Annotated in this window: 18 protein-coding genes; 10 read left to right on the forward strand and 8 right to left on the reverse strand. The window is 61.6% G+C overall.

The annotated features are described in order from the left end of the window. Positions 1-2: 2 nt before the first annotated feature. Both ACLQ8T_RS04915 and ACLQ8T_RS04920 read right to left on the reverse strand, forming a co-directional pair. Entirely contained in the window at positions 3-506 is a 504-nt protein-coding gene (locus ACLQ8T_RS04915) for a tripartite tricarboxylate transporter TctB family protein (RefSeq protein WP_413455857.1), read from the reverse strand. Next, complete coding sequence (locus ACLQ8T_RS04920; protein WP_413455858.1) at positions 503-1,516, reverse strand: Bug family tripartite tricarboxylate transporter substrate binding protein; 1,014 nt, start codon at positions 1,514-1,516, stop codon at positions 503-505. Before ACLQ8T_RS04920 ends, ACLQ8T_RS04915 begins: the two co-directional genes overlap by 4 nt. Positions 1,517-1,745: 229 nt before the next feature. On the opposite strand from ACLQ8T_RS04920, the gene ACLQ8T_RS04925 reads away from it, so the two are divergent. Together ACLQ8T_RS04925 and ACLQ8T_RS04930 are read left to right on the forward strand one after the other, a co-directional pair. Beyond that, complete coding sequence (locus tag ACLQ8T_RS04925) at positions 1,746-3,356, forward strand: ATP-binding protein (RefSeq protein ID WP_413455859.1); 1,611 nt, start codon at positions 1,746-1,748, stop codon at positions 3,354-3,356. A 10-nt stretch (positions 3,357-3,366) separates the two neighbouring features. Further along, complete coding sequence (locus ACLQ8T_RS04930; RefSeq protein WP_413455860.1) at positions 3,367-4,041, forward strand: response regulator; 675 nt, start codon at positions 3,367-3,369, stop codon at positions 4,039-4,041. A gap of 81 nt (positions 4,042-4,122) precedes the next feature. Here the strand turns inward: ACLQ8T_RS04930 and ACLQ8T_RS04935 are convergent, their stop codons facing one another. After that, positions 4,123-4,983 (reverse strand): prephenate dehydratase, encoded by an 861-nt coding sequence (locus tag ACLQ8T_RS04935; protein WP_413455861.1) that lies wholly within the window; start codon positions 4,981-4,983, stop codon positions 4,123-4,125. A 190-nt stretch (positions 4,984-5,173) separates the two neighbouring features. Between ACLQ8T_RS04935 and ACLQ8T_RS04940 the strand changes: the two genes are divergently transcribed. From ACLQ8T_RS04940 to ACLQ8T_RS04955, 4 genes are all read left to right on the forward strand, one after another. Next, a complete protein-coding gene (locus ACLQ8T_RS04940) occupies positions 5,174-5,917 on the forward strand; it encodes an IclR family transcriptional regulator (protein ID WP_413455862.1) in 744 nt (247 codons plus the stop codon). 66 nt (positions 5,918-5,983) lie between these two features. Next, positions 5,984-6,958, forward strand: a complete 975-nt coding sequence (locus tag ACLQ8T_RS04945) for a thiamine pyrophosphate-dependent dehydrogenase E1 component subunit alpha (protein ID WP_413455863.1) — start codon at positions 5,984-5,986, stop codon at positions 6,956-6,958. Between the two features lie 17 nt (positions 6,959-6,975). Further along, entirely contained in the window at positions 6,976-8,001 is a 1,026-nt protein-coding gene (locus ACLQ8T_RS04950) for an alpha-ketoacid dehydrogenase subunit beta (protein WP_413455864.1), read from the forward strand. Further along, a complete protein-coding gene (locus ACLQ8T_RS04955) occupies positions 7,998-8,231 on the forward strand; it encodes a biotin/lipoyl-containing protein (RefSeq protein ID WP_413455865.1) in 234 nt (77 codons plus the stop codon). The genes ACLQ8T_RS04950 and ACLQ8T_RS04955 overlap by 4 nt, the downstream gene beginning before the upstream one ends. Positions 8,232-8,351: 120 nt before the next feature. On the opposite strand, the gene ACLQ8T_RS04960 is transcribed toward ACLQ8T_RS04955, so the two are convergent. Genes ACLQ8T_RS04960 through ACLQ8T_RS04970 form a run of 3 tightly spaced genes read right to left on the reverse strand, consistent with a single transcriptional unit; the run spans position 8,352 to position 12,969 of the window. Then, positions 8,352-9,362 carry an NAD-dependent epimerase/dehydratase family protein gene (locus ACLQ8T_RS04960; RefSeq protein ID WP_413455866.1) on the reverse strand — a complete coding sequence of 337 codons (1,011 nt, stop codon included), beginning with the start codon at positions 9,360-9,362 and terminating at the stop codon, positions 8,352-8,354. After that, the gene (locus tag ACLQ8T_RS04965) at positions 9,359-11,950 is read right to left on the reverse strand and encodes an alpha/beta fold hydrolase (protein WP_413456373.1); all 2,592 of its coding nucleotides are present in this window, start codon (positions 11,948-11,950) and stop codon (positions 9,359-9,361) included. Before ACLQ8T_RS04965 ends, ACLQ8T_RS04960 begins: the two co-directional genes overlap by 4 nt. Continuing rightward, entirely contained in the window at positions 11,944-12,969 is a 1,026-nt protein-coding gene (locus ACLQ8T_RS04970; RefSeq protein ID WP_413455867.1) for a 3-oxoacyl-ACP synthase III, read from the reverse strand. The genes ACLQ8T_RS04965 and ACLQ8T_RS04970 overlap by 7 nt, the downstream gene beginning before the upstream one ends. Positions 12,970-13,363: 394 nt before the next feature. Between ACLQ8T_RS04970 and ACLQ8T_RS04975 the strand changes: the two genes are divergently transcribed. Together ACLQ8T_RS04975 and ACLQ8T_RS04980 are read left to right on the forward strand one after the other, a co-directional pair. Then, positions 13,364-14,683, forward strand: a complete 1,320-nt coding sequence (locus tag ACLQ8T_RS04975) for a YjiH family protein (protein WP_413455868.1) — start codon at positions 13,364-13,366, stop codon at positions 14,681-14,683. 547 nt (positions 14,684-15,230) lie between these two features. Next, a complete protein-coding gene (locus ACLQ8T_RS04980) occupies positions 15,231-16,205 on the forward strand; it encodes an ADP-ribosylglycohydrolase family protein (protein ID WP_413455869.1) in 975 nt (324 codons plus the stop codon). A gap of 21 nt (positions 16,206-16,226) precedes the next feature. On the opposite strand, the gene ACLQ8T_RS04985 is transcribed toward ACLQ8T_RS04980, so the two are convergent. Further along, positions 16,227-16,475, reverse strand: a complete 249-nt coding sequence (locus ACLQ8T_RS04985; protein ID WP_413456374.1) for a DUF1883 domain-containing protein — start codon at positions 16,473-16,475, stop codon at positions 16,227-16,229. Between the two features lie 349 nt (positions 16,476-16,824). Here ACLQ8T_RS04985 and ACLQ8T_RS04990 point away from each other — a divergent pair, with 349 nt between their 5' ends. Next, complete coding sequence (locus ACLQ8T_RS04990; RefSeq protein WP_413455870.1) at positions 16,825-17,457, forward strand: hypothetical protein; 633 nt, start codon at positions 16,825-16,827, stop codon at positions 17,455-17,457. Positions 17,458-17,557: 100 nt separating this feature from the next. On the opposite strand, the gene ACLQ8T_RS04995 is transcribed toward ACLQ8T_RS04990, so the two are convergent. Beyond that, positions 17,558-18,601 carry an NAD(P)-dependent alcohol dehydrogenase gene (locus ACLQ8T_RS04995; protein WP_413455871.1) on the reverse strand — a complete coding sequence of 348 codons (1,044 nt, stop codon included), beginning with the start codon at positions 18,599-18,601 and terminating at the stop codon, positions 17,558-17,560. A 446-nt stretch (positions 18,602-19,047) separates the two neighbouring features. On the opposite strand from ACLQ8T_RS04995, the gene ACLQ8T_RS05000 reads away from it, so the two are divergent. After that, on the forward strand, positions 19,048-21,279 hold the full coding sequence (locus ACLQ8T_RS05000) for a polyribonucleotide nucleotidyltransferase (RefSeq protein ID WP_413455872.1): 2,232 nt from the start codon (positions 19,048-19,050) through the stop codon (positions 21,277-21,279). The last annotated feature ends 43 nt before the right edge of the window (positions 21,280-21,322 follow it).

Raw genomic sequence — 21,322 nt, forward strand, 5'->3', positions numbered from 1 at the left:
ACTTACAGCACCCCCGAGAGGATTCCGGCCGGAAGCTTGATGCCCAGGCCAAGGTAGAAGCCGTAGAAGGAACCGAGAGCCAGTGCGAGGGAAATGACCAAGGTCAAAACCCAGCGTCGGGCGCCCAGGCAGGTCGCCGCGCCGAAGAACATGATGGTTCCGGAGATGACCCAGCCGGCCCAGTTCACGATCAGCAGGTTCAGCACGAAGACGCCGATCAGCGGCAGCAGGACCTTCCAATCCGAGGGCTGGCTCAGATCCACGTCTTCGCCTTCTTCGCCCTCGGCGAGGTTGCCGCGCATCACGGTGATGGCCAAGGCAATGGCTGAAAGAACAAGAATGCCCGAGACGACGTAGGGCAGGGCCTTGGGGCCGACAACGTCTGCCTGGGAGTACGTCACATGCAGCTGCGACGCATCAACAAACACGATGATTCCGACGATAAGAAGAAACGCGGCGAACAGGAGTTCGACGCGTTTCTTCTTTGCGGTGCTTACTTCGCTCACGCCAGACCCAGGGTTTTCAGGACGTTGGCAACGCGCTCGTCCTGCTCGGTGAGGAAGGCGGAGAACTCATCGCCGGTCATGAAGGCGTCGCTCCAGCCGTTGGTCTTCAAGGCTTCCTGCCATTCGGCCGAATCATGCATTTCGGTGATCAGGTTGACCCATTTGGACTTGTCCTCCTCGGAGATCTCCGGTGGGGCCACCAGGCCGCGCCAGTTGGAGAACACCAGGTCGATGCCCGATTCCTTTAGGGTTGGTGCGTCCACGCCTTCGAGTCGCTCCTCGCCGCTGGTGGCCAGCACGCGCACGGAGCCCTCTTCGATCTGCTGCATGTACTCGCCGGCACCAGAGGCCGCGAAAGCCAGCTTGTTGCCCAGGATGGCAGGAAGCAAATCGCCGCCGCCGTCGTAGGACACGAAGTTCACGTCCTTGGGATCAATGCCCACGGCTTCAGCCAGCTGCATCGGCAGCAGGTGGTCCGGTCCGCCCGGGGAGGAGCCGCCGCCGACCGAGAGCTTGCTCGGATCCTTCTTCCAGGCCTTCACCAAGTCATCGATGGTCTTGTATGGCGAATCCTTGGACACCATGATCGCTCCGGGCTCTTCGATGAGCTTGGCAATCGGCGTGGTATCGGTCAGCTTGGCGTCGGTTTCGTTGGTGTAGCTGGCACCGACCACGCCCAGGCCCATGAGCATGGCCAAATCGCCATTGCCCTTTTCATTGACAATGCGGGCCAGGCCGACGGTGCCGCCGGCACCTGCAAGGTTGAAGACTTCTGGGTTGCTGGCCAGCGAAGCGTCATCCATCACCTTGGCGGCAACGCGAGCGGTGGTATCGTAGCCGCCGCCTGGCGTGTTAGGCACCATGATGCGAAGGTTCGCGATTGGGCCCTTGGACTCTGCAGCGTCGGTGCTGGAGGTCTCGGAGGTCACGCCGCAGCCGGTGGCGGTCAGTGCAAGCGCGGCAGCCGCGGCCAGCGCCGTCAGCGCACGGAAGGACTTGAATGGTTTCATGTTGACTCAGCCTCTTTGCTTTCATCGGGGTTGCGAGTGATTCCAACATATGCGCGATGGTGAAGCAGGTCACTCTTGCGTACTCAAAGAAAATACTGTTCATTGTGTAACCAGAAATTGTGATCTGAACCATTCGAATCTTCGATAAGGTAGCACAGTGCCAGCTGCAAGCCGCCCAGCGGGGCTTGCCGGGGGCGCAACGGAATTCTGGAATTTTGGGGGCGAGGCAATGAAGACCGTGCGTTTATTTCTCGCTCAGCTCTACCCGCGCCGCAAGATGACCCTGGCCGGACAGTACCTGGTCCTGCAATTGCTGATTATCGCGGTGGTGCTCGCCGGAGTCATCACGGTCGCGCTGACCCAGGCCACCAATAACTTCGAGAAGATCGAGGGGCGCCGCAGCCTCTCGGCAGCCGAATCGCTGGCCGCCAACCCGCTGCTGCGCGTTCTGCTTCCGCAAGCGGAGCCGGAAATGGGCTCGGCGTTGCCTGCCATGGGTGAATCGGTGCGCAGCACCTCGGGATTGCAATTCGTGATCATTGCCGATCCCCAGGGCACCGTCATCACCTCCAGCTACCCCGATGAAGTTGGAACCTCGATCCTGCACCCCGAATCAGCTGTCGCCGAAGGCCGCGGATGGACCGGGGAAATCTGGCGCAATGGCAACCATGTGCTGATCGCCCAGGTACCGGTGCTGGATGACGACGGGAAGATGGTCGGCATTGTCAGCGCCGGCCAAAGCTATCCCAGCACCGCCGAGATGATCCAGGATATCGCTCCCAGCGCCTTGGCCACCCTGCTTATTTCCCTGGTGCTGGGAACCACCGGCTCGGTGCTGCTCTCGCGCAGGGTCAAGCACCAGACCCGCGGGATGGAACCGGGCGAAATCGCCGAGCTGTTCGAGCACCGAGAGGCCCTGCTGCACGGGGTCAAGGAAGGCATCATCTCGGTGTCTCCGGACAGCCGGGTGATGCTGGCCAATGACATCGCCGTCGAGCTACTGCAACTGCCCGATGACTGCGTCGGCAAGACCCTGGACGAATTGGAGGTGGCACCGCAGGTGCGGCACGCGCTGAACACCAGCCAGGAGCAGCCCGACCGCCAATTCCTTGTCGGCGAGCGGGTCCTGGTGTTCAACCGCATGCCGGTCAAGACCGCCAGACGGGACCTGGGCTCCGTCACCACCTTCCGCGACAAGACCGAACTGACCCTGCTGGAGCAGGAACTGGGCGACAGCAAGGCCACGGCCGACATGCTCAGGGCGCAGACCCACGAATTCGCCAACCAGCTGCACGCGATTTCCGGGTTGATCCAGCTCGAGGAATACGACGAGGTCGTGGGCTTCATCGATGGCGTGAGCTTCAGCAGGAGCAAGATCTTCGAGGACGTCTCCGCCTGCATCGCAGAACCCACGATTGCCGCGCTGCTGATTGCCAAATCCAGCGTCGCCACCGAACGCGGGATGCACCTGGCGATGGTGCCGAACTCGGCGCTGGGCCGGTGCGAGGACCAGCTGGCGCGGGATCTGACCACGGTGATCGGCAATCTCGTCGACAATGCGATGGACGCGGCTGCTTCAGGCCCGAATCCAGAGATCCAAGTCGGTATCGAAGACACCAATGACATGGTGCGGATCGTCGTGAGTGACAATGGTGAAGGGATCGCCGAGGATGCCATCGATGAGATCTTCACTCAGGGCTTCTCCACCAAGGACAGCGCTGTCTCCGGCGGCAGGGGCTTTGGACTTGCCATCAGCCGCCTTGTTTGCCGACGCCGCGGCGGGGAGCTCGCAGCTGCCAATGCCAGCGGCGCCCGGTTTACCGCTACGCTCAGGAAGTAGGACGCAAGAAGTGATCAAAGTACTGGTGATCGACGATGACTTCATGGTTGCCAAGGTGCACGCAGGTTTCGTCAACAGCGAGCCGGAGTTCACCGTGGTTGGCGTCGCGCACTCGGCCGGGGACGCGCTCAAGGCCGTCACCGCCATGTCCCCGGATCTCATCTTGCTCGATATCCATCTGCCGGATATGAACGGACTGGACCTGCTGCAGCGGCTGCGCGAAGTCCAGCCGGACCTGGATGTGCTGGTGATCAGTGCGGCGCGGGAAATGGATACCGTGCGTCGGGCGCTTCGAGGCGGCATAGTCCACTATCTGATGAAGCCCTTCTCACGCGAAGATCTGCGCGAGCGGCTGGAGCACTACGCGAAGACCTACCAGCCGATTGGCGATGCCGCAGACAAGGAACTGCAGCAAGCCGATGTGAACAGGCTGTTCGGACTTGGCGGGAACAAGCGCCGGCCGCTTCCCAAAGGCTGCAGCGCCGAAACCATGGAGCTGGTCCAGAACATCGTCAAGGAAGCCGCCGAACCCATCTCGGCCACCGAAACGGCTGAAAAGCTCGGGACCTCCCGGGTCAGCGCCCGCCGGTACCTGGAGTACCTTGCCGAGGAGAACTTGGCGCAGGTGAATCTGCGCTACGGGGGAGTAGGGCGTCCAGAACGCCGCTATTCGTGGAACAGCTAGCCGGCGGCTTGGACAGATCCGCCTAGTAGGGGTCCGTCAAAGAATCCGCGCAAAGAAGCCACCCGTTTCAAAACTGTCCGGCTAGACGAACGAGGCTACGGCATTTTGCCGATGCTCGCTGGCCGGGTAGGTGCCTAGGATCTTGATTTCCCAGGTGAAGAAGTCCAGCTCCTCCAGTGCCCGGCGTACCGGGAGGTCATCGGGGTGGCCTTCGATATCCACCATGAATGTCGTAGCGGCAAACCCGGAGCCCACCATGTAGCTTTCCAGGCGGGTGAGGTTCACGCCGTTGGTCGCGAAACCGCCCAGGGCTTTGTATAGGGCGCTGGGTACGTTGCGAGCCTGGAAGACCAAAGTGGTGACCAGTGATTCTGGCATGCTGGATCGGGCTGGGATGTCCTGCTTGTGCGCAAGCACGACAAATCGTGTTGTATTGGTCTGGTCATCTTCTACGCCAGTGGCCAGTGCTTCCAAGCCATAAAGAGCAGCGGCCAGGGGAGGGGCCAAGGACAGCTTGGTGGGATCGTTCCAATCGCGTACTTCTCGAGCAGAGCCCGCCGTGTCACCGGCAATGACCGGGGTCAGCTGGTGCTCGCGGATGATCTTGCGGCACTGCCCCAAAGCATGAATGTGACTGTGGACTTCACTTGCGCCTTCGATAGTGGAACCGGGAAGTCCCAGCAGGTCGAAGCGGATCCGCAGATAATGCTCGCCAACGATTTGCAGATCCGATTCGGGCAGCAAGACATGGATATCGGCAACGCGTCCGGCCAGCGAATTCTCGATAGGGATCATGGCCAAGTCCGCTTCGCCGTTTTCCACCATGGAGAAAGCATCTTCAAAGCTGGCGCAGGGCACCGCTTCCATATCGGGGAAAAGTTCTGTGCAAGCCATATTCGAGTTGGAACCGGCTTCGCCCTGATAGGAAATCTTGTTGCTCATCAAAACAACATAGCCCAGCGCTACCGGAGGGCAGAAAAGCAAGTACCAAGGTTTCGTGCGCGTATCGGGAAAGTGCTTCTGGAGTGCGATGGATGTTGAATCGGCTCCCTGTTGGGCATCAATATCACTGGGGTATGATGTGGATCACTGATGAAGCAGTGGGGTCTTCTTCTGTTCTTGGGGGTGCAAGTTGGCGGAACCTACCCTGATTGGTTCGGTGCAAAAAGCGCTTCGCCTGCTTGAAGCTGTGGCGTCCAGCGCTATGCCTTTGCCTGCGAAAAAGTTGGCACGCATGACAGAGCTTCCTTTGCCGACCACTTACCATCTGCTGCGGACTTTGGAGTTCGAGGGGTATCTGTCCAAGGTAGACGGCGGGTATGCGATAGGCGCCTCAGCGCTGACCGTCCAGAACGAGACCGTGCAAGAATTCCTTCCTCGTATAAGGCCAGTTTTGCGCTCACTTAGCGCCGAGCTGGGTGCGGCCACCTATTTGACTACCTACCAAGAAGGCGAAATCCATTTGCTCGCCATGGTCGAAGGGCCTGAAGGTCGCAGTGTGGATCTGTGGGTGGGCATCCATGAATCGGGCCATGCCACGGCATTTGGCAAGGCGATCCTGGCCAACTTGAGCGAGGAATTGCGCGATGCCTACATCAACAGCCATGACCTGCATGACCTGACGCCCAACACCATCACCAGCAAGGGCAACCTGGAGCGCAGCCTGGCCGAGAATGTTCCCATCTGGTCGGATAAGGAAGAGTACCTGCTGGGGATCAGCTGCCATGCCGCCCCGATCCGTTCCAATGGCTTGGTTGGTGCTGTTGCTGTTTCACTACCCTCGCAGCGCACGTTGGCTGGGCAAGAAACGGTGAGCCTGAAGCGCGCCGCTCGCAGGTTGGGGTTGGCCATGGGGACACCTCTTATCACCATTTGAAATTCCTTCTCTTGTTGAGCATGTGACACGGGTTACATGATTGAGTCCTCGGCCCAAGGAGGGGACATGGATTCGAACACTCAACGTGAGCTTTACCAGCAGATGGTATTGATCAGGACATACGAAGAGACGATCTTGCGTGAGTATCACGCCGATAAAAAGCCGGTATTCGATATTGGTGCTGGCCTGATTCCCGGCGAAATGCACCTGGCCGCAGGACAGGAACCAGTAGCCGCCGGAGTCTGCGCGCATGCAACCGAAGGCGACTCCGTCACCGCGACGCACCGTCCGCATCACTTCGCACTGGCCCACGGCGTGGAGATCAATGCGATGACCGCCGAGATCTTCGGCAGGGTTGACGGGCTAGGCCGCGGTCGAGGCGGACACATGCACCTGTTTGATCCGAAAGCCAAATTCTCCTGTTCCGGAATCATCGGCGAAGGCTTGCCAGTAGCCGTCGGCCAGGCCCTGGCCATGAAGCGCCGAGGCACCAATAATGTGGCCATCGCAGTAGCCGGTGAAGGCGCCGCCAATCAGGGTGCCTTCCACGAATCGCTGAACCTTGCGGCCCTATGGAAGATGCCAGTGATCTTCGTGGTGGAAGACAACGACTGGGGAATCTCGGTTCCGCGCTCGCAGTCGACCTCGGTGCCATCCAATGCGGTGCGAGCAGCAGCCTACGGCATTCCCGGAGTCCGGGTTGAAGACAACGCTGTTGAATCCGTCTACGAAGAAGCCGGCAAGGCATTTGAACGGGCACGCAATGGCGGGGGACCGAGCTTGCTGGAAGTGAGCACGCTGCGCCTGTGGGGCCACTTCGAAGGCGATGCCCAGGGATACCGCTCCGATCTGGAAGGAGTTCCGGGCCGCGACCCGATTCCTACCTACGAGCAGACCTTGCGCGATGCACGGGTCATTGACGATTCCTTCGTTGAGCAAACCCGCAGTGAAGCGGTCAAGCGGGTGGAAGCAGCAGTGGAATTCGCCAAATCCAGCCCTGAACCTGATCCATCCACCGCCGGCGACTACGTTTTCGCATAGCGAATAAGGAGCATGAAATGACTACGGATGCGACAGGCACTCGCCGCCTGAATACTGCCAAGGCCACCGTTGAGGCGATCGCCCGGGAAATGGAACGCGATGAAAATGTGTTCGTCATGGGTGAGGATGTGGGACCCTACGGCGGCATCTTCTCCTCGACTACCGGCTTGCTGGAGCGTTTCGGGCCAGAGCGGATCATCGATACGCCCATCTCCGAAACAGGCTTCATCGGCGCTGCGATCGGTGCTGCCACCGAGGGCATGCGCCCGATTGTGGAATTGATGTTCGTGGACTTCTTCGGCGTCTGCATGGATCAGATCTACAACCACATGGCCAAGATCCACTATGAATCCGGCGGCAACGTCAAGGTTCCGCTGGTGCTGACCACCGCAGTGGGAGGCGGCTACTCAGACGGCGCGCAGCACTCGCAATGCCTGTGGGGCACCTTCGCCCACCTGCCGGGAATGAAGATCGTGGTGCCTAGCAACCCAGCGGATGCAGCTGGACTGATGACCGCGGCGATCCGCGACGACAACCCCGTGGTGTTCATGTACCACAAGGGCATCCAAGGCTTGACGTGGATGAAGAAGAACCGCCGTTCGATTGGTCCGGTTCCTGAAGGGGACCACGTCGTGGAGATCGGCAAGGCCGCGGTACCGCGTAGCGGCAAGGATGTCACCATCGTGACGCTTTCGCTTTCGGTGCACCACGCACTGGACGTGGCCGAGGAGTTGGCCGGTGAGGGCGTGGATGTCGAGGTCATCGACCTGCGCAGCATTGTTCCCATGGATACCCGGGCGATTATCGACTCGGTAACCAAGACCGGACATCTGGTCATCGTAGACGAGGACTACCAATCCTTTGGCCTTTCCGGTGAGATCGCTGCCCGGATCGCGGAGCATGATCCAACCATCTTGAAGGCGCCGATTGGCCGCGTGGCCAATCCAGATCTTCCAATCCCATACGCTCGGACGCTGGAACACACGGTATTGCCGACGCCGGCACGAATTAAGGAAGCAGTATTGAAGCAGGTGGGACGATGAGCCAGGTACTATTCCCCGTACTTTCCGAGAAAGACCCCGATGCTGAAGGCACCGTTGCCACCTGGTTTGTGGATAGCGGAGCCACCGTGGCCGAAGGTGAACTGATTGCAGAAGTTGCCGTGGACAAGATTGACATGGAAATCAACGCACCGGCCGCCGGCGTCTTGACTCACCTAGTCGAGGAGGGTGCCGTCGTTATCCAGAACTCGGCGATTGCCAACATCGCCTGAAAAGACCTGCAGGCTTTTCACCCGTTCCCCCAAAACGGAGAAATGCCAGCTAAGCAGGAATGCAGCCCCGAAGCTTCCCCCAAGGCTTCGGGGCTGCACCGCGCTGATCGCTAAGCGGTGTCAGGATGCGCGGTAATGCTCCGCCAGCTTCTGCAAGCCTTCATCGATGCCCACTTCAGGTTTCCAATCGAGAACCTCGTGGGTTTCGCGCTGGTCGAACCAATGCGCGGTGGACAGCTGCTCGGCTAGGAAGCGGGTCATCGGAGGTTCATCTTGCACCAGGTTGCGCGAACCGGCGGCAAGCCACAGCTTCTCGATGACCGATCCGGCGCCACGGGCCAGCCAGCCTGGAACGTTCAGCTTGGGCGCCGGGGCGCCGCCTGCTTGGCAGATGCCGGCGATCAGCTCGCCCACTGGCCGCGGTTCGCCGTTGGTAACTACCAGGGCCCGCCCATGGGCGTGATCCATGCGTTCCAGTCCGCGGACAATTGCTTCAGCGGCATTGTCGATATAGGTGGTGTCGATCAGTGCCGCACCCTGATCCAGTAACGGCAGCCGTCCGGCTTTGGCTCGCTGGATGACACGTTCCACCAGCTGGGTGTCGCCTGGACCCCACACCACGTGCGGACGGATCGCGGTCACGCGAAACGCTGGCGAATCCGCGCCCAGCGCCTGCAACTCAGCGGCGGCCTTGGATCGCGCATAGGATCCATGTGCCTTATCCGGATCAGCTTGGCCCGCACCGGCGCCAGCCAGTGAAGCGCCAAAGTGGGCTACGGAAGGCGAAGAGACGAAGACGAAATCCTTGACCCCTGCATCCTTGGACGCTTCGAGCAGGTTGCTGGTACCCGTGATATTTGTGGCGACGAAGTCTTCCCACGCACCGGTGAAGGAGACCTTGGCCGCCAGGTGGATGACCGCGTCCATGGACTCAACGGCGGCGGCTACAGCTTGCTGATCGGTCAGCGAGCCGCGGACTTCATCGGTGGCTGAGGCGGAAGCTCCACGCTGGAAGGTGCGCACATGGTGGCCCTTGTCGCGCAACAGCTGGGCCACAGCGCCGCCGAGCATGCCGCTGGCGCCGGTGACCAGAACACGACGGGCAGTGCCAGTATTTTCCGATGAATTCATGGCTTGCGGATCCTTCCACCAGCGAGGGTCGCGGTAGCCCAGTCGGCGAGCGCGGCCCGGTCAATCTTGGAATTATGGCGGATATCCGTTGGCAGGTTGGGCACCACCAGGACGGCGGCCACCTCGGTGCCGGTGGCAGCGACCGCGGAGCGCACCTGGCGCGCCAGTTCGCTGCTGGCCGGGCCCGGCTTGCGGGCCGGGGGCACGGTCTCCATGACGACGACCGCCGCTTGGGTTCCGTCGGGTCCCACGCCAACCAGCGCGGCACGGCCGGCCCCGGCAACCGACTCGGCAGCATGCTCGGCCGCCACCGGGGTGATGGCACCCTTGGCGGTGCGCAGCACATGGCCCAGGCGGCCCTCGACCCAGAGCCGGCCCTGGTCATCCAGGTGCCCGACATCGCCGGTGCGATGCCAGCCGGGGATCGAGCTGCTGTGCTGTTCGGTGATCCACAAGCGGTCGTAGCGGTCCTTGACGTGCGGCGCGCGCACCAGGATCTCGCCAGTGGCATTCGGGGTGTACTCCGGCTGATCGCCGGTCACGCCCAACGTATTAATCGGCGCGATGGCAACGGTGGCCCCGGCCACGGCGGTGCCCACGCACACTCCATTGCCCGCTCCGGCAGCGCGGATCCCGGGCAAGTCGATATCGGTGACCGGCAAGGCCTCGGTCATGCCGTAGGGGGTGTGGACCTTTGCCTGCGGAACCAGTTCCTGCACCTTGGCCAGCAACGGCTCGGGGATCGGCGCCCCGGCAGAAAGCATCAGCGAGACCCCGGCCAAGGTTTCGCGCTGGGACTGGTCCAACGCATCCTTGGTCTCCAGCACGTTGGCTAGCGCTGCGGGGGAGGCGAAGACCGTGGTCGCGTGCACGGCGGCCGCCGCGTCGGCCAATGCCTGTGCGGTCAAGGTCCGCGGGGCGGTCACGTCCATGTCGGGGGTGACCGAGGTGGCGCCCAGCGCAGGCCCGAGCAGTGCGAACGGAGCGAAGCCTGCCACCAGTGCGGAACCGGCCTTCAGGTTGTAGGTTTCGCGCAGGGTATCGCGCATGGCTGCCAGCTGGCGATGGGTGTACACCACGCCCTTGGCCGGGCCGGTGGAACCGGAGGTGAACAGCACTGCCGCGTCGGCATCCGGGTCGGCCGGCTCGAATGCCGAGGACCCGGTGGCTGCCTTGCCGCCGGCTGCATAGAGCTCGGGCAAAGTGTGGGCGACGCCCAGCAGCTTGCGCTTGGCAGCTGGCAGGTTGTCTGCAGAAATCCTAGTGCCTGGCCAGCCGAAGAGCCGTGCGCCGGTTAGGGCACGCTCGATGCCGATCAGGAAGCTGGGGCCGGAACCCTTGATGGCGCGTCCCATGCCCTTGGTGCCCAGGCCTGCATCAGCCACCACGATGACCGCGCCCAAGCGCAGGCAGGCGTAGATCAGCGAGGTCAGCTCGATGCCCGGGGGCACCAGCAGATTCACCCGGTCTCCGGCCTTCACCCCGATCTGCCGCAAGCCGGTGGCCAGGGCGTTCACCCGCTGCCCCAGCTCGGCCCAGGACAGCGAGCGCGCAGGGTTGATGTCCACGACAGCGGTCGAATGGTCATCGGTGCGCGAATCGAGTTCGGCAAGCATCGGACGGTAATCGCCCAGGGATTCGGCGCGCGAGGTGCTCCTGGATTCCTTCTCGCCGGCAAGCCACTGGAAGATCGGGGTGGCGATGTCGTTGTCCTCGCCCACCAGATGGCTGGAGCCCTCGAAGCGGTGCACCTGGGCGTGCGGCAGGCGGGAGAGCAGATCGCGCAGGTAGCGGTCGGAGAAGACCGGGTCCTTCGGACCCCAGAGCATCAGGGCCGGGACCTTCAGCGAGCGCACGGCCTGCGAGATCTCGTCCAAGGCAGGACGGCTCGGGTGTTCGGGGGAGAAGGGGATGTCGGCGACAAAGTTGGCAACGCCATCGCGCTTCGCGGCGCTGGTGTACGGGGCCATGAAGGCCTTGCGGACCTCAGGAGCCAAGGCCGGCTGCGCCAGCGAGTGGGTGACCTGCAAGAAAGAAGGGGAGGTCTTGGTGCCCCAGGAATGCACCGCAGGGTGGGAGGCGAGTTTCAGCGCGGCGGGAAGCTCGAAGCCTGCCGGATGGATCGCGGTGTTCGTCAGCACCACGTTTTCCAACTGTTGCTGGTGGGAGACAGCCCAGCCCAGGGAGATGATGCCGCCCCAGTCGTGGCCGACCGTGGTGACCTTGCCGGTGAGCCCCAGTGCGCGGGTCAGGTCGCCCAGGTCATTGACCCGGTCGGCCAGGCGGCGGAACGTGCCGGTCCGGTCGGAGAAGCCCATGTCCAGCTGGTCGACTGCCACCACGCGCCACGGCAACGACTGCTCGCTGACGTGGTTCAGCAGGCTGCGCCAGAGGTAGGACCAGGTGGGGTTGCCGTGCACGCACAGCAAGGTGCCAACAGGATCGATGCCACGTTGCTGGAGTTCTTCATGGTTGTCCAGGATGTGCCACCGGTGCGTGCTGCCCGGGGTGTCCACCTGCGAGGTCGACGGCACTTGAAGATACGCCGAGTATATTGCATCTACACCGGGGAACAGCTCGGTCACCAGGCAATCTCCATCATCGCGGTGTTCAGGCCGGAACCGACGCCCATGCAGAGCACCCGGTCGCCCTTCTTCAGCGAATCAGCTTCCTGGGACAGGGTCATCGGCAGGGAGGCCGGACCGACGTTGCCCCACTTGGAGAACGTGATCGGCACACGGTCCTTGACCAGCCCAACGGCCTTGATGATGGCGTTGGTATAGGACTTGGACACCTGGTGGGTGACATAGCGGTCCATGGACTTCCAGTTCCAACCCGACTGATGGGCTTCGTTCCATGCGTTCACCACCAGTTCCAGGCCGTTGTCCAGCAGTCCCTTGGTGTCCGTGTACATGCCCGAGGGGCCTCCGACGCACAGTTCGTGGTGCTCGGTGCCGGCACGCGATACGCCGCCGAGAATGCGGTGCGCGTCCGGGTGAGCATCAGCCGGGCCGATGACCGCAGCCGCGGCACCAGAGCCCAGGGTCAGGGTGGCAAATTCACGCATGTAGTCATCGCGCGTGGAAGTCTCGGCGTTCAAGCGCTGGAAAGTGGTTTCCTGGGTCGGTTTGGAGTCCTCGCCGGCAACAATCAGGGCGTACTTGATCTGGCCCGAGTCGATCATGTTCGCCGCCAGGCTCATGCCATTGACGAAACCGAGGCAGGCGTTGGCCACGTCGAAGTTCATGGCAGAGGAGGGCAGGCCCAAGCCGTTGTGCACCTTGGAGGCCACCGATGGTTCCAGGTTGCGGCGGGTCACCGACGTGTTGATGAGCAGTCCGATGCTGCTGGCGTCGACACCAGCGGCATCCAGGGCCTTTTTGCCGGCCATGATCGCGGCATCGTCAAAGCCGACACCGTCGGACCACCAACGGCGTTCCTTGACACCGGAGACACGTTCCAGAAGCTTCTTGGACAGGCGCAGGCGTTTCAGGCTAGGAGCCAGCCGCTCATCGAATTCTGCCGAGCTCACCACCTCTGGTGCGAGAACGCTGTTCACTGATAAAAGCGCAACGTTGTGGTGCTTAAAGGTGGCATTGCCGTTCAAAATGGTGCCTTCGTTTCTGCTGGACTATCTATATGCTGCGTACTGCGTTGAAACGTCTGTGCCGATGGGAAAGTGCCCAGGGCTGCGTATGTATACTCCCTAGGTTATTCCCTGCATCGCGCCAAGACGTACTTGAGCGCGAGTTTTCAGCCGAAAGCTAGATGCAGGATCTATGCAGACTATATCGATCCTACAGACTAGTCCTATGAGAATCATGAAAAGTGGGCCGTTCATCCTGTGGGCTTTCTTCCATCCGCACAGCTGATCGAAAGCAAGTCTGAAACCCCGGACATGAAAAGCGATCCAGCTCACATTTACGGTCGAAGATCGCGTTGTATGGGATATCGCATCGATTCATTTTGACGGCCCTGTCCTCATCGAAAAGCGGTATCCAATGACAACTTCGAGCGTTGAAACCCAAGGCACGTTTCCAGTCGTTCTGCGATTCGTGGTCTACAGCCTCGTCGGCATCGTGTTCTTCTTCCTGCCCATCACCATCAACGGCAAGAGCACCATCCCGCTGGATCACCTGATTACCTGGATCCAAACGGCCGCGGCACCGGTGGTTCCGTACATCATCTTGCTGATGCTCGTCTGCGGAACGGTTATTCCCTTCGCCACCGGTGGCTGGAAGGCATCAAAGGTCCGGGGCGTCTTCGCGTTCTTGAACATCCTCGGCCTGGTTGTCGGCTGCTCCCTGCTGTTCGACTTCGCTCCAGCATGGCTCAACGATCCGGACATGGGGCCGTTCCTGCTGGAAAAATTGGTGATTCCCGTAGGCCTGATCGTTCCCGTGGGGGCCATCTTCCTGGCCTTGCTGGTGGGCTACGGCCTGATGGAATTCCTCGGCGTCTTCTGCCAGCCGATCATGCGCCCGATTTGGCGTACCCCAGGCCGTTCGGCCGTGGATGCCGTGGCGTCCTTCGTTGGCAGCTACTCGCTGGGATTGCTGATCACCGACCGCATGTACCGCGGTGGGCGCTATACCGGACGCGAAGCGGCCATTATCGCTACCGGCTTTTCCACGGTGTCAGCCAGCTTCATGGTGATCGTTGCCAAGGCGCTGGATCTGATGGACCACTGGAGCCTGTACTTCTGGCTGTCGCTGGTCGTCACCTTTGCGGTGACTGCCATTTCGGTGCGCATTCCGCCGCTGAGCCGGGTTCCGGACACCACGTACCTGGGCATGGAGCACGACAAGGAACAGGTGGTCACTGGCAACCGCGCACGCGTGGCCTGGAACGAAGCTCTGGGAGCCTCTCGGCGGGCACCGTCGCTGGCCAAGAACATCGGCGCCAATGTGTGGGACGGACTGAAAATGGCGATGGCGATCTTGCCATCCATTCTTTCCGTCGGACTGCTCGGGCTGGTGGTGGCACGCTTCACTCCGGTCTTCGACTGGCTGGGCTACCTGTTCGTGCCCTTCGCCTGGATCGTCGGGTTGGAAGATCCGCTACTGGCCGGCAAGGCGTCGGCGACCGGCATCGCCGAAATGTTCCTGCCAGCGACCCTGGTTGCGGGACATGAATCGATCGAGCTGCGCATGGTGATCGCCATTGTTTGCGTCTCGGCGATCATCTTCTTCTCGGCACTGGTGCCATGCGTCCTGGCAACGCAGATTCCGCTGAACATCCCGCAAATGGTTGCCATCTGGTTCGTGCGCGTTGTCCTGACCATCCTCATCGCGACACCGATCGTGCGCCTACTCTTGTAGGTGGGCTGGGCAGCTTCCGCCCAGGCCTGTTGCTGTCCCAGCTTTGCGAAGCCTGAATGCCGTTGCATCGCACCGGTGATCCGTCGTTGAATGGTCGGATCGATATGAAGGAAGGCAGGTTCCCATGAATCAATTAAACGAATCAGGTGTTCCGGTGCAGGGCGATCCGAGTATTCCAGACCAGCCTGAGCCTCCCGCGCAGCCGCCAGCTCCCGACGCACCGCCAAGTCCATCCCACCCGGATGCGCCGCCAAGCCCTTCGCACCCGGACGGCCCGATGGCGCCTCCAGGTCCGCAGGATCCCACGCAACCGCCACCGGGGCACCCCTCAGACCCGACTACCCCGCCATCACCTGGGTTCGGCCAGACACCGTGACGCAAGCCAAAACATCCAATGCCCTGCAGGAACCCGGTTCCTGCAGGGCATTGGCCATTTGTGGCTGCGGTAATCCGAAACCGCGCGGCCTGCCGTGGTGTCGGTGCGCATCGGTATAGTGAAGCCTGGCAGTTCTCCGCTACCTTGGCGACCACCCATTGAAAGGCGCACATGGCATTTCCATTAGAAGTGCAAGATCGGATTCTCGGGGTCATGACCGGCATGGCTGCCGGCGACGCCCTGGGCGCGGGCTATGAATTCAATGCCCCGTTGCCCGATTCCGCGCGAGTGGACATGATCGGCGGAGGGTTGGGCAACTTTGCACCCGGGGAGTGGACAGACGATACCTCGATGGCGATAGTCGTTGCCCAGGGGCTGCTGGGTTCCAACGGCCAGCTTGACGGCGCCGCAAGCAATTACATGGTCCGCGAATGGGCCAAATGGGCGGTGAACGCACCGGACGTCGGCAACCAGACCCGTGCCGTCCTCGCCTATGCCCAGAACACCGCGTCTGCTGACGGGAGAACTGAACCCAACGCCGCAGATGCGCTCGCCGGTTCCGAGCAGATCCACCGGCGAACCGGCCGTTCGGGAGGCAACGGCAGCCTGATGCGCACAGCACCGGTTGCACTGGCTTATCTGTCCGGAACACCAGCCGCCGCATTCGACGCAGCAGAAGCCATTAGCAAGCTGACCCATTTCGATGACGAAGCTGCTGAAGCGTGCGGTCTGTGGACCGTGGCCATTCAGCGCGCGGTGCTCACCGGAGAACTTGATATTCGCATCGGGCTTGAGCTTCTGAAGCCAGATCGCGCCCACGTGTGGGAACAGCGCATCGGGCAGGCCGAAACCCAACGGCCTCGGGACTTCGGCAACAACGGCTGGGTTGTTGAAGCATTCCAGGCGGCCTGGAGCGCCATCACCACCGCCGATGCGGTGGACGGGAAAGCCGGCCTGGTTCCGGCGCTGGAAGCTGCCGTACGCGGAGGCGTGGATACCGACACAGTGGCAGCCATCGCCGGATCGCTTATCGGCGCGGCCACTGGCTTGGAAAGCATCCCGGAGCAGTGGGTGGAGATGGTCCACGGCTGGCCAGGAATGCGGATGCAGGAGCTCATTGATATTTCAAACGATCTTGCAGGCTAAGTTCCCGGACCTGCCGTCCGGCTAGTCACGGGAAGTGCGCCTCGCCTCCAGCTTCTGTGGAGGTACGATGCTGACTTCGTGGCGTACCCCGCGCACGCCAAGACCAGCCAAATCGATCGCTAGAAACCAAGGTCCGGATTTGGGTACCTTGATCCGGTAGGGTGCCCGGCGTGCCAGCCCACCATATGATTCGAATTTTTCTCCGTCTTGGAAGGCAGCGAAATTCTCTGGATCCATCAATCGGAGATTGGCCGGACCGCTGAGCGTCACTGCCAAAATGGTTCCCCGTTCAAGGAACTCCCAGTAGTACTCAGCGAAATTAGGTTCCGTCAATGCCTGCCTCCGGGGTTTCGGATGATCCGCCGACTTGCAGACCCAGACCCATTAACCCAGAAGATGGACCAGAGCGGCAACGGGTACCAGCATCTCGGCAAGAGCTGGTGGCCAACGCGCCTCGGTTATTTGCCCTGGAAGGCTGTGCCACCCCATCTGATGCCAGAGATGCCACAGAACCCCCCGGCCATCTCGATTTCAAGTTCCGTCAACCAGCCAAGCGGCGGATTGTGCGCTACCGGGGATACGCTATCTACATGGGATAAATTCCCACGCAATTGGGGCCATGACGGCCAAGAACAATAAGGCAAGGTTCATGGATATTTTGACCGGCATTGGCCTGGAGCAACTGCGACTGGGGATTTGGATTCTGGTGCTGGCATTTGCCGTCGCTGTGGGTTTTTGGCGCCGACACCAACTGGTGGCTGTCGCGCTTGCCTCTGTGCTCCTTTTCGCGACTCTCAACGCCGGCGCCGGGATCTATATCCTTAAACGGCTGGGTGATCCGCGGTGGACCGCAGGCGAGCCCCCGGTGAGTGCACCGGAACTATCCGGAACCCCGATCGTGGGCCAGCAACTGGTTCCCCTGGAATCGGCTTTGGCAGCAATCGCCGGGGGAGTGAACTCCTTCTGGGAATTCAGGCAGGCCCTGCCGGTGGCTCTCGACTTCTTCACGCGCAGTGGCTGGGCACTGCTCGTGGCCATTCCATTGATCATTGCCATTTTGATCCGGACTTTCCAGGCTGCCCGCCGGCGCAGGAAGGACCTGCAGAAGCTCAGCGATACGGTGGACCATCTTCAGTCCGAGCTCGCCATGGTAAAGGCGATCTTGCCCGCGCCAGCCACAGCAGCCGGTGCCACGGAGCTCGGGAACCAACCTGACAGGCCCCTCACGCGACGCTCGCGCCGCGGCGAATAGCCGCTAGTCCGGCAGAAAGGAAACGGCGCCGGTTCTGCCCTGCAATGCAGAGGCAGCACCGGCGCCGTTCCCGTGATGCGCGTGCGTTGGGATCGCTAGGCTAGGCCAGCGTCGCGGTATCGATCACGAAGCGGTAGCGGACGTCGGACGCCAGCACGCGCTCGTAGGCCTCGTTGATCTGCGGGGCACCGATGACCTCGATTTCTGCGCCAATTCCATGCTCGGCACAGAAGTCCAGCATTTCCTGGGTTTCCTCGATGCCGCCGATCTGCGAACCTGCGAAGGAACGGCGTCCGCCGATCAAAGCAAAGGCGTTGACCGGCAATGGTTCTGCCGGAGCGCCGACGTTGACCAAGGTGCCGTTCACGCGCAGCAACCCGAGGTAGGAGCTGATATCAATCGAGGCACTGACGGTATTGATGATCAGATCGAAGCTCTTGCGCAGATCCTTGAAGGTGTTCTCGTCGCTGGTGGCTCGGTAATCGCTGGCGCCCAGCTTCAGGCCGTCATCCTTCTTCTTCAGCGATTGCGACAGCACGGTGACCTCAGCGCCCATCGCACTGGCGAGCTTGACCGCCATATGGCCCAGACCGCCGAGTCCCACCACGGCAACCTTCTTGCCCGATCCTGCACCCCAGTGCTTCAGCGGGGAGAAGGTGGTGATGCCGGCGCAGAGCAGGGGTGCAGCGACATCCAAGGAGATGCCTTCGGGGATGTTCAAGGCGAAGTTCTCGTCAACCACGACGTGCGTTGCATAGCCGCCCTGTGTCATGCTGCCATCACGGTCGAGAGCACCGTAGGTTCCCACGCTCTGCTCGCAGAACTGCTGGTCGCCGGCCAGACAGTTCTCGCATTCCATGCAGGAATTGACCAGGCAGCCCACGCCGACGCGGTCGCCCAGCTTGTGCTTGGTGACTGCGGAGCCGACTTCGGTGACGATGCCAGCTATCTCGTGGCCTGGAACCAGCGGATAGTTCTGGTTTCCCCATTCACCGCGCACCGTGTGGATGTCGGAATGGCAGATGCCGGAGAACTTGATATCAATCAAGACGTCGTGCGGACCTACCGCACGGCGTTCAATCTGTGTCGGGATGAGTCCTTCAGTTGCAGAGTGCGCTGCGTATGCGTTGACCATAGTTGCCATCAGGGTATTTCCTTTGTCTTGCGTGTTGCGACTGGCAATGTTCTGGGCTGCGGCGATCGCCGCGGTCCGTCTGGGCTTGGCCCATAGGGAACAACAATCGGCAAGCTATGAATAATCCCGGTTTGGGCAAATTTCCTTCCTCCAGGTTCCCGGCATGCAGCGGAGCCAGGGGCCAGCACGCGCCCATCGCCCAAGAACTGCGTCTTTTGCCAATTCCCGGTAGGCTAGTACATGGGTCTGCATGTTCTGTGTGGGCCCCGAATGAAAATAACTCCCAGGACTGACTGACCGTTGGTCCCGACCGCCAGTTTCCCGGTCCTCGGTAGTGACTTTCGCTAGGGCAAGTAGCTGCCCCAGCGCGGGTCTCGATCGAAGACCAGATCTGGGTAGGGCCATACGGTTCGCTCATCCACCACGTGGGAGCGATCGAAAGGAGCACCCCCTTAATGGAGGGTCCAGAAATCCAATTCGCCGAAGCGCTGATCGACAACGGCCGCTACGGTACCCGCACCATCCGCTTCGAAACCGGCCGCCTCGCCAAGCAGGCAGCTGGCTCGGCAATGGTCTACATCGACGAAGAGACCGCGCTGCTCTCGGCAACCACCGCTGGCAAGCACCCACGCGAAGGCTTCGACTTCTTCCCACTGACCGTGGACGTCGAGGAGCGCATGTACGCTGCCGGACGCATCCCAGGCAGCTTCTTCCGCCGCGAAGGCCGCCCATCGACCGAAGCCATCCTGGCTTGCCGCCTGATGGACCGCCCGCTGCGCCCAGCCTTCGTCAAGGGCCTGCGCAACGAGGTCCAGGTTGTCGTCACCGTTCTGTCCATCGAGCCAGATGAGCTATACGACGTCGTGGCAATCAACGCTTCGTCGATGTCCACCCAGCTGTCGGGCCTGCCATTCTCCGGCCCAATCGGTGGCGTTCGCGTTGCACTGGTTGACGACGGAAACGGCGCGCAGTGGGTTGCCTTCCCTAAGCACTCCGAGCTGAAGAACGCCGTCTTCAACATGGTTGTTGCCGGCCGCATCGCTGGCGATGACGTTGCCATCATGATGGTGGAAGCCGAAGCTACCGACAACGCTTGGGAACTGATCAAGGAACGCGGCGCCCAGGCTCCAACCGAAGAGGTTGTGGCCGAAGGCCTCGAGGCTGCCAAGCCATTCATCAAGGTCCTGTGCGAGGCCCAAGCTGACTTGGCAGCCCGCGCTGCCAAGGAAACCGTTGAGTTCCCAGTCTTCCGCGATTACGAAGAAGATGCCTTCACCGCTGTCGAGGCTGCCGCTTCGACCCGCCTGGCAGAGATCTACACCATCGCTGACAAGCAGGAGCGCGACAACGCCGCAAGCGACTACAAGGACGAGATCCTGGCATCGCTGGCTGGCGAAGGCAACGCTTTCGAAGGCCGCGAATCCGAAATCTCCAAGGCCTTCGGTGCGGTGACCAAGCACATCGTGCGCCAGCGCATCCTGACCGAGCAGATCCGCATCGACGGCCGCGGCCTGGCTGACATCCGCCAGCTGTCCGCCGAGGTCGAGGTGCTGCCTCGCGTGCATGGTTCGGCCATCTTCGAGCGGGGCGAAACCCAGATCATGGGCGTCACCACCTTGAACATGCTGAAGATGGAGCAGCAGATCGACTCGCTGTCTCCAGTGAAGTCCAAGCGCTACATGCACAACTACAGCTTCCCGCCATACTCGACCGGCGAGACCGGCCGTGTTGGTTCGCCGAAGCGACGCGAAATCGGCCACGGCGCACTGGCAGAGCGCGCACTGGTTCCAGTGCTGCCAAGCCGCGAGGAATTCCCATACGCAATCCGCCAGGTCTCCGAGGCACTGGGCTCCAACGGCTCGACCTCCATGGGCTCTGTCTGCGCCTCGACCCTGTCGCTGCTGAATGCCGGCGTGCCGCTGAAGGCACCGGTTGCAGGCATCGCCATGGGCCTGGTTTCGGACACCGTTGACGGCGAAACCCGTTACGCTGCCCTGACCGATATCCTCGGCGCCGAAGACGCCATGGGCGACATGGACTTCAAGGTCGCAGGCACCTCCGAGTTCGTGACCGCGATCCAGCTGGATACCAAGCTGGATGGCATTCCGGCTTCGGTGCTGGCCGCCGCGCTGACCCAGGCCCGCGAAGCACGCCTGCACATCCTGAACGTGCTGAACCAGGCTATCGACGCTCCGGATGAGCTGAACGTCAACGCTCCACGCATCATTTCGGTGAAGATTCCAGTGGATAAGATCGGTGAGGTCATCGGCCCTAAGGGCAAGATGATCAACCAGATCCAGGAAGACACCGGCGCAGACATCTCGATCGAGGATGACGGCACCGTGCTGATCGGCGCAACCAACGGCGAATCCGCCGAGGCTGCCCGTTCGGCCATCAACGCCATCGCCAACCCCCAGGTTCCTGAGGTCGGCGAGCGCTACCTGGGCACCGTCGTGAAGCTGACCACCTTCGGTGCGTTCGTTTCGCTGACCCCGGGCAAGGACGGCCTGCTGCACATCTCCGAGCTGCGCAAGATCAACGACGGCAAGCGTGTCGAGGACGTCGAAGACGTTGTCGGCGTTGGCCAGAAGCTGCAGGTGGAGATCACCAAGATCGATGACCGTGGCAAGCTGTCGCTGGCTCCAGTCGTCGAGGAAGAAGCTGAAGCAGCAGTAGCTGCTGAGTAGTCTTTAGATTCCTGAAGGAAAACCCCGATTCACTTTGGTGAAT

This window comes from Glutamicibacter sp. FR1 (genome assembly GCF_047300825.1).
GTDB classification, from domain to species: domain Bacteria; phylum Actinomycetota; class Actinomycetes; order Actinomycetales; family Micrococcaceae; genus Glutamicibacter; species Glutamicibacter nicotianae.

What these genes read in the sequence shown, in the direction of transcription:
- ACLQ8T_RS04920 (WP_413455858.1), bottom strand. Translation starts at nt 1,516, where the DNA reads ATGAAACCATTCAAGTCCTTCCGTGCGCTGACGGCGCTGGCCGCGGCT.
- ACLQ8T_RS04925 (WP_413455859.1), top strand. Translation starts at nt 1,746, where the DNA reads ATGAAGACCGTGCGTTTATTTCTCGCTCAGCTCTACCCGCGCCGCAAG.
- ACLQ8T_RS04935 (WP_413455861.1), bottom strand. Translation starts at nt 4,983, where the DNA reads ATGAGCAACAAGATTTCCTATCAGGGCGAAGCCGGTTCCAACTCGAAT.
- ACLQ8T_RS04945 (WP_413455863.1), top strand. Translation starts at nt 5,984, where the DNA reads ATGGATTCGAACACTCAACGTGAGCTTTACCAGCAGATGGTATTGATC.
- ACLQ8T_RS04950 (WP_413455864.1), top strand. Translation starts at nt 6,976, where the DNA reads ATGACTACGGATGCGACAGGCACTCGCCGCCTGAATACTGCCAAGGCC.
- ACLQ8T_RS04955 (WP_413455865.1), top strand. Translation starts at nt 7,998, where the DNA reads ATGAGCCAGGTACTATTCCCCGTACTTTCCGAGAAAGACCCCGATGCT.
- ACLQ8T_RS04960 (WP_413455866.1), bottom strand. Translation starts at nt 9,362, where the DNA reads ATGAATTCATCGGAAAATACTGGCACTGCCCGTCGTGTTCTGGTCACC.
- ACLQ8T_RS04975 (WP_413455868.1), top strand. Translation starts at nt 13,364, where the DNA reads ATGACAACTTCGAGCGTTGAAACCCAAGGCACGTTTCCAGTCGTTCTG.
- ACLQ8T_RS04980 (WP_413455869.1), top strand. Translation starts at nt 15,231, where the DNA reads ATGGCATTTCCATTAGAAGTGCAAGATCGGATTCTCGGGGTCATGACC.
- ACLQ8T_RS04990 (WP_413455870.1), top strand. Translation starts at nt 16,825, where the DNA reads ATGACGGCCAAGAACAATAAGGCAAGGTTCATGGATATTTTGACCGGC.
- ACLQ8T_RS04995 (WP_413455871.1), bottom strand. Translation starts at nt 18,601, where the DNA reads ATGGCAACTATGGTCAACGCATACGCAGCGCACTCTGCAACTGAAGGA.
- ACLQ8T_RS05000 (WP_413455872.1), top strand. Translation starts at nt 19,048, where the DNA reads ATGGAGGGTCCAGAAATCCAATTCGCCGAAGCGCTGATCGACAACGGC.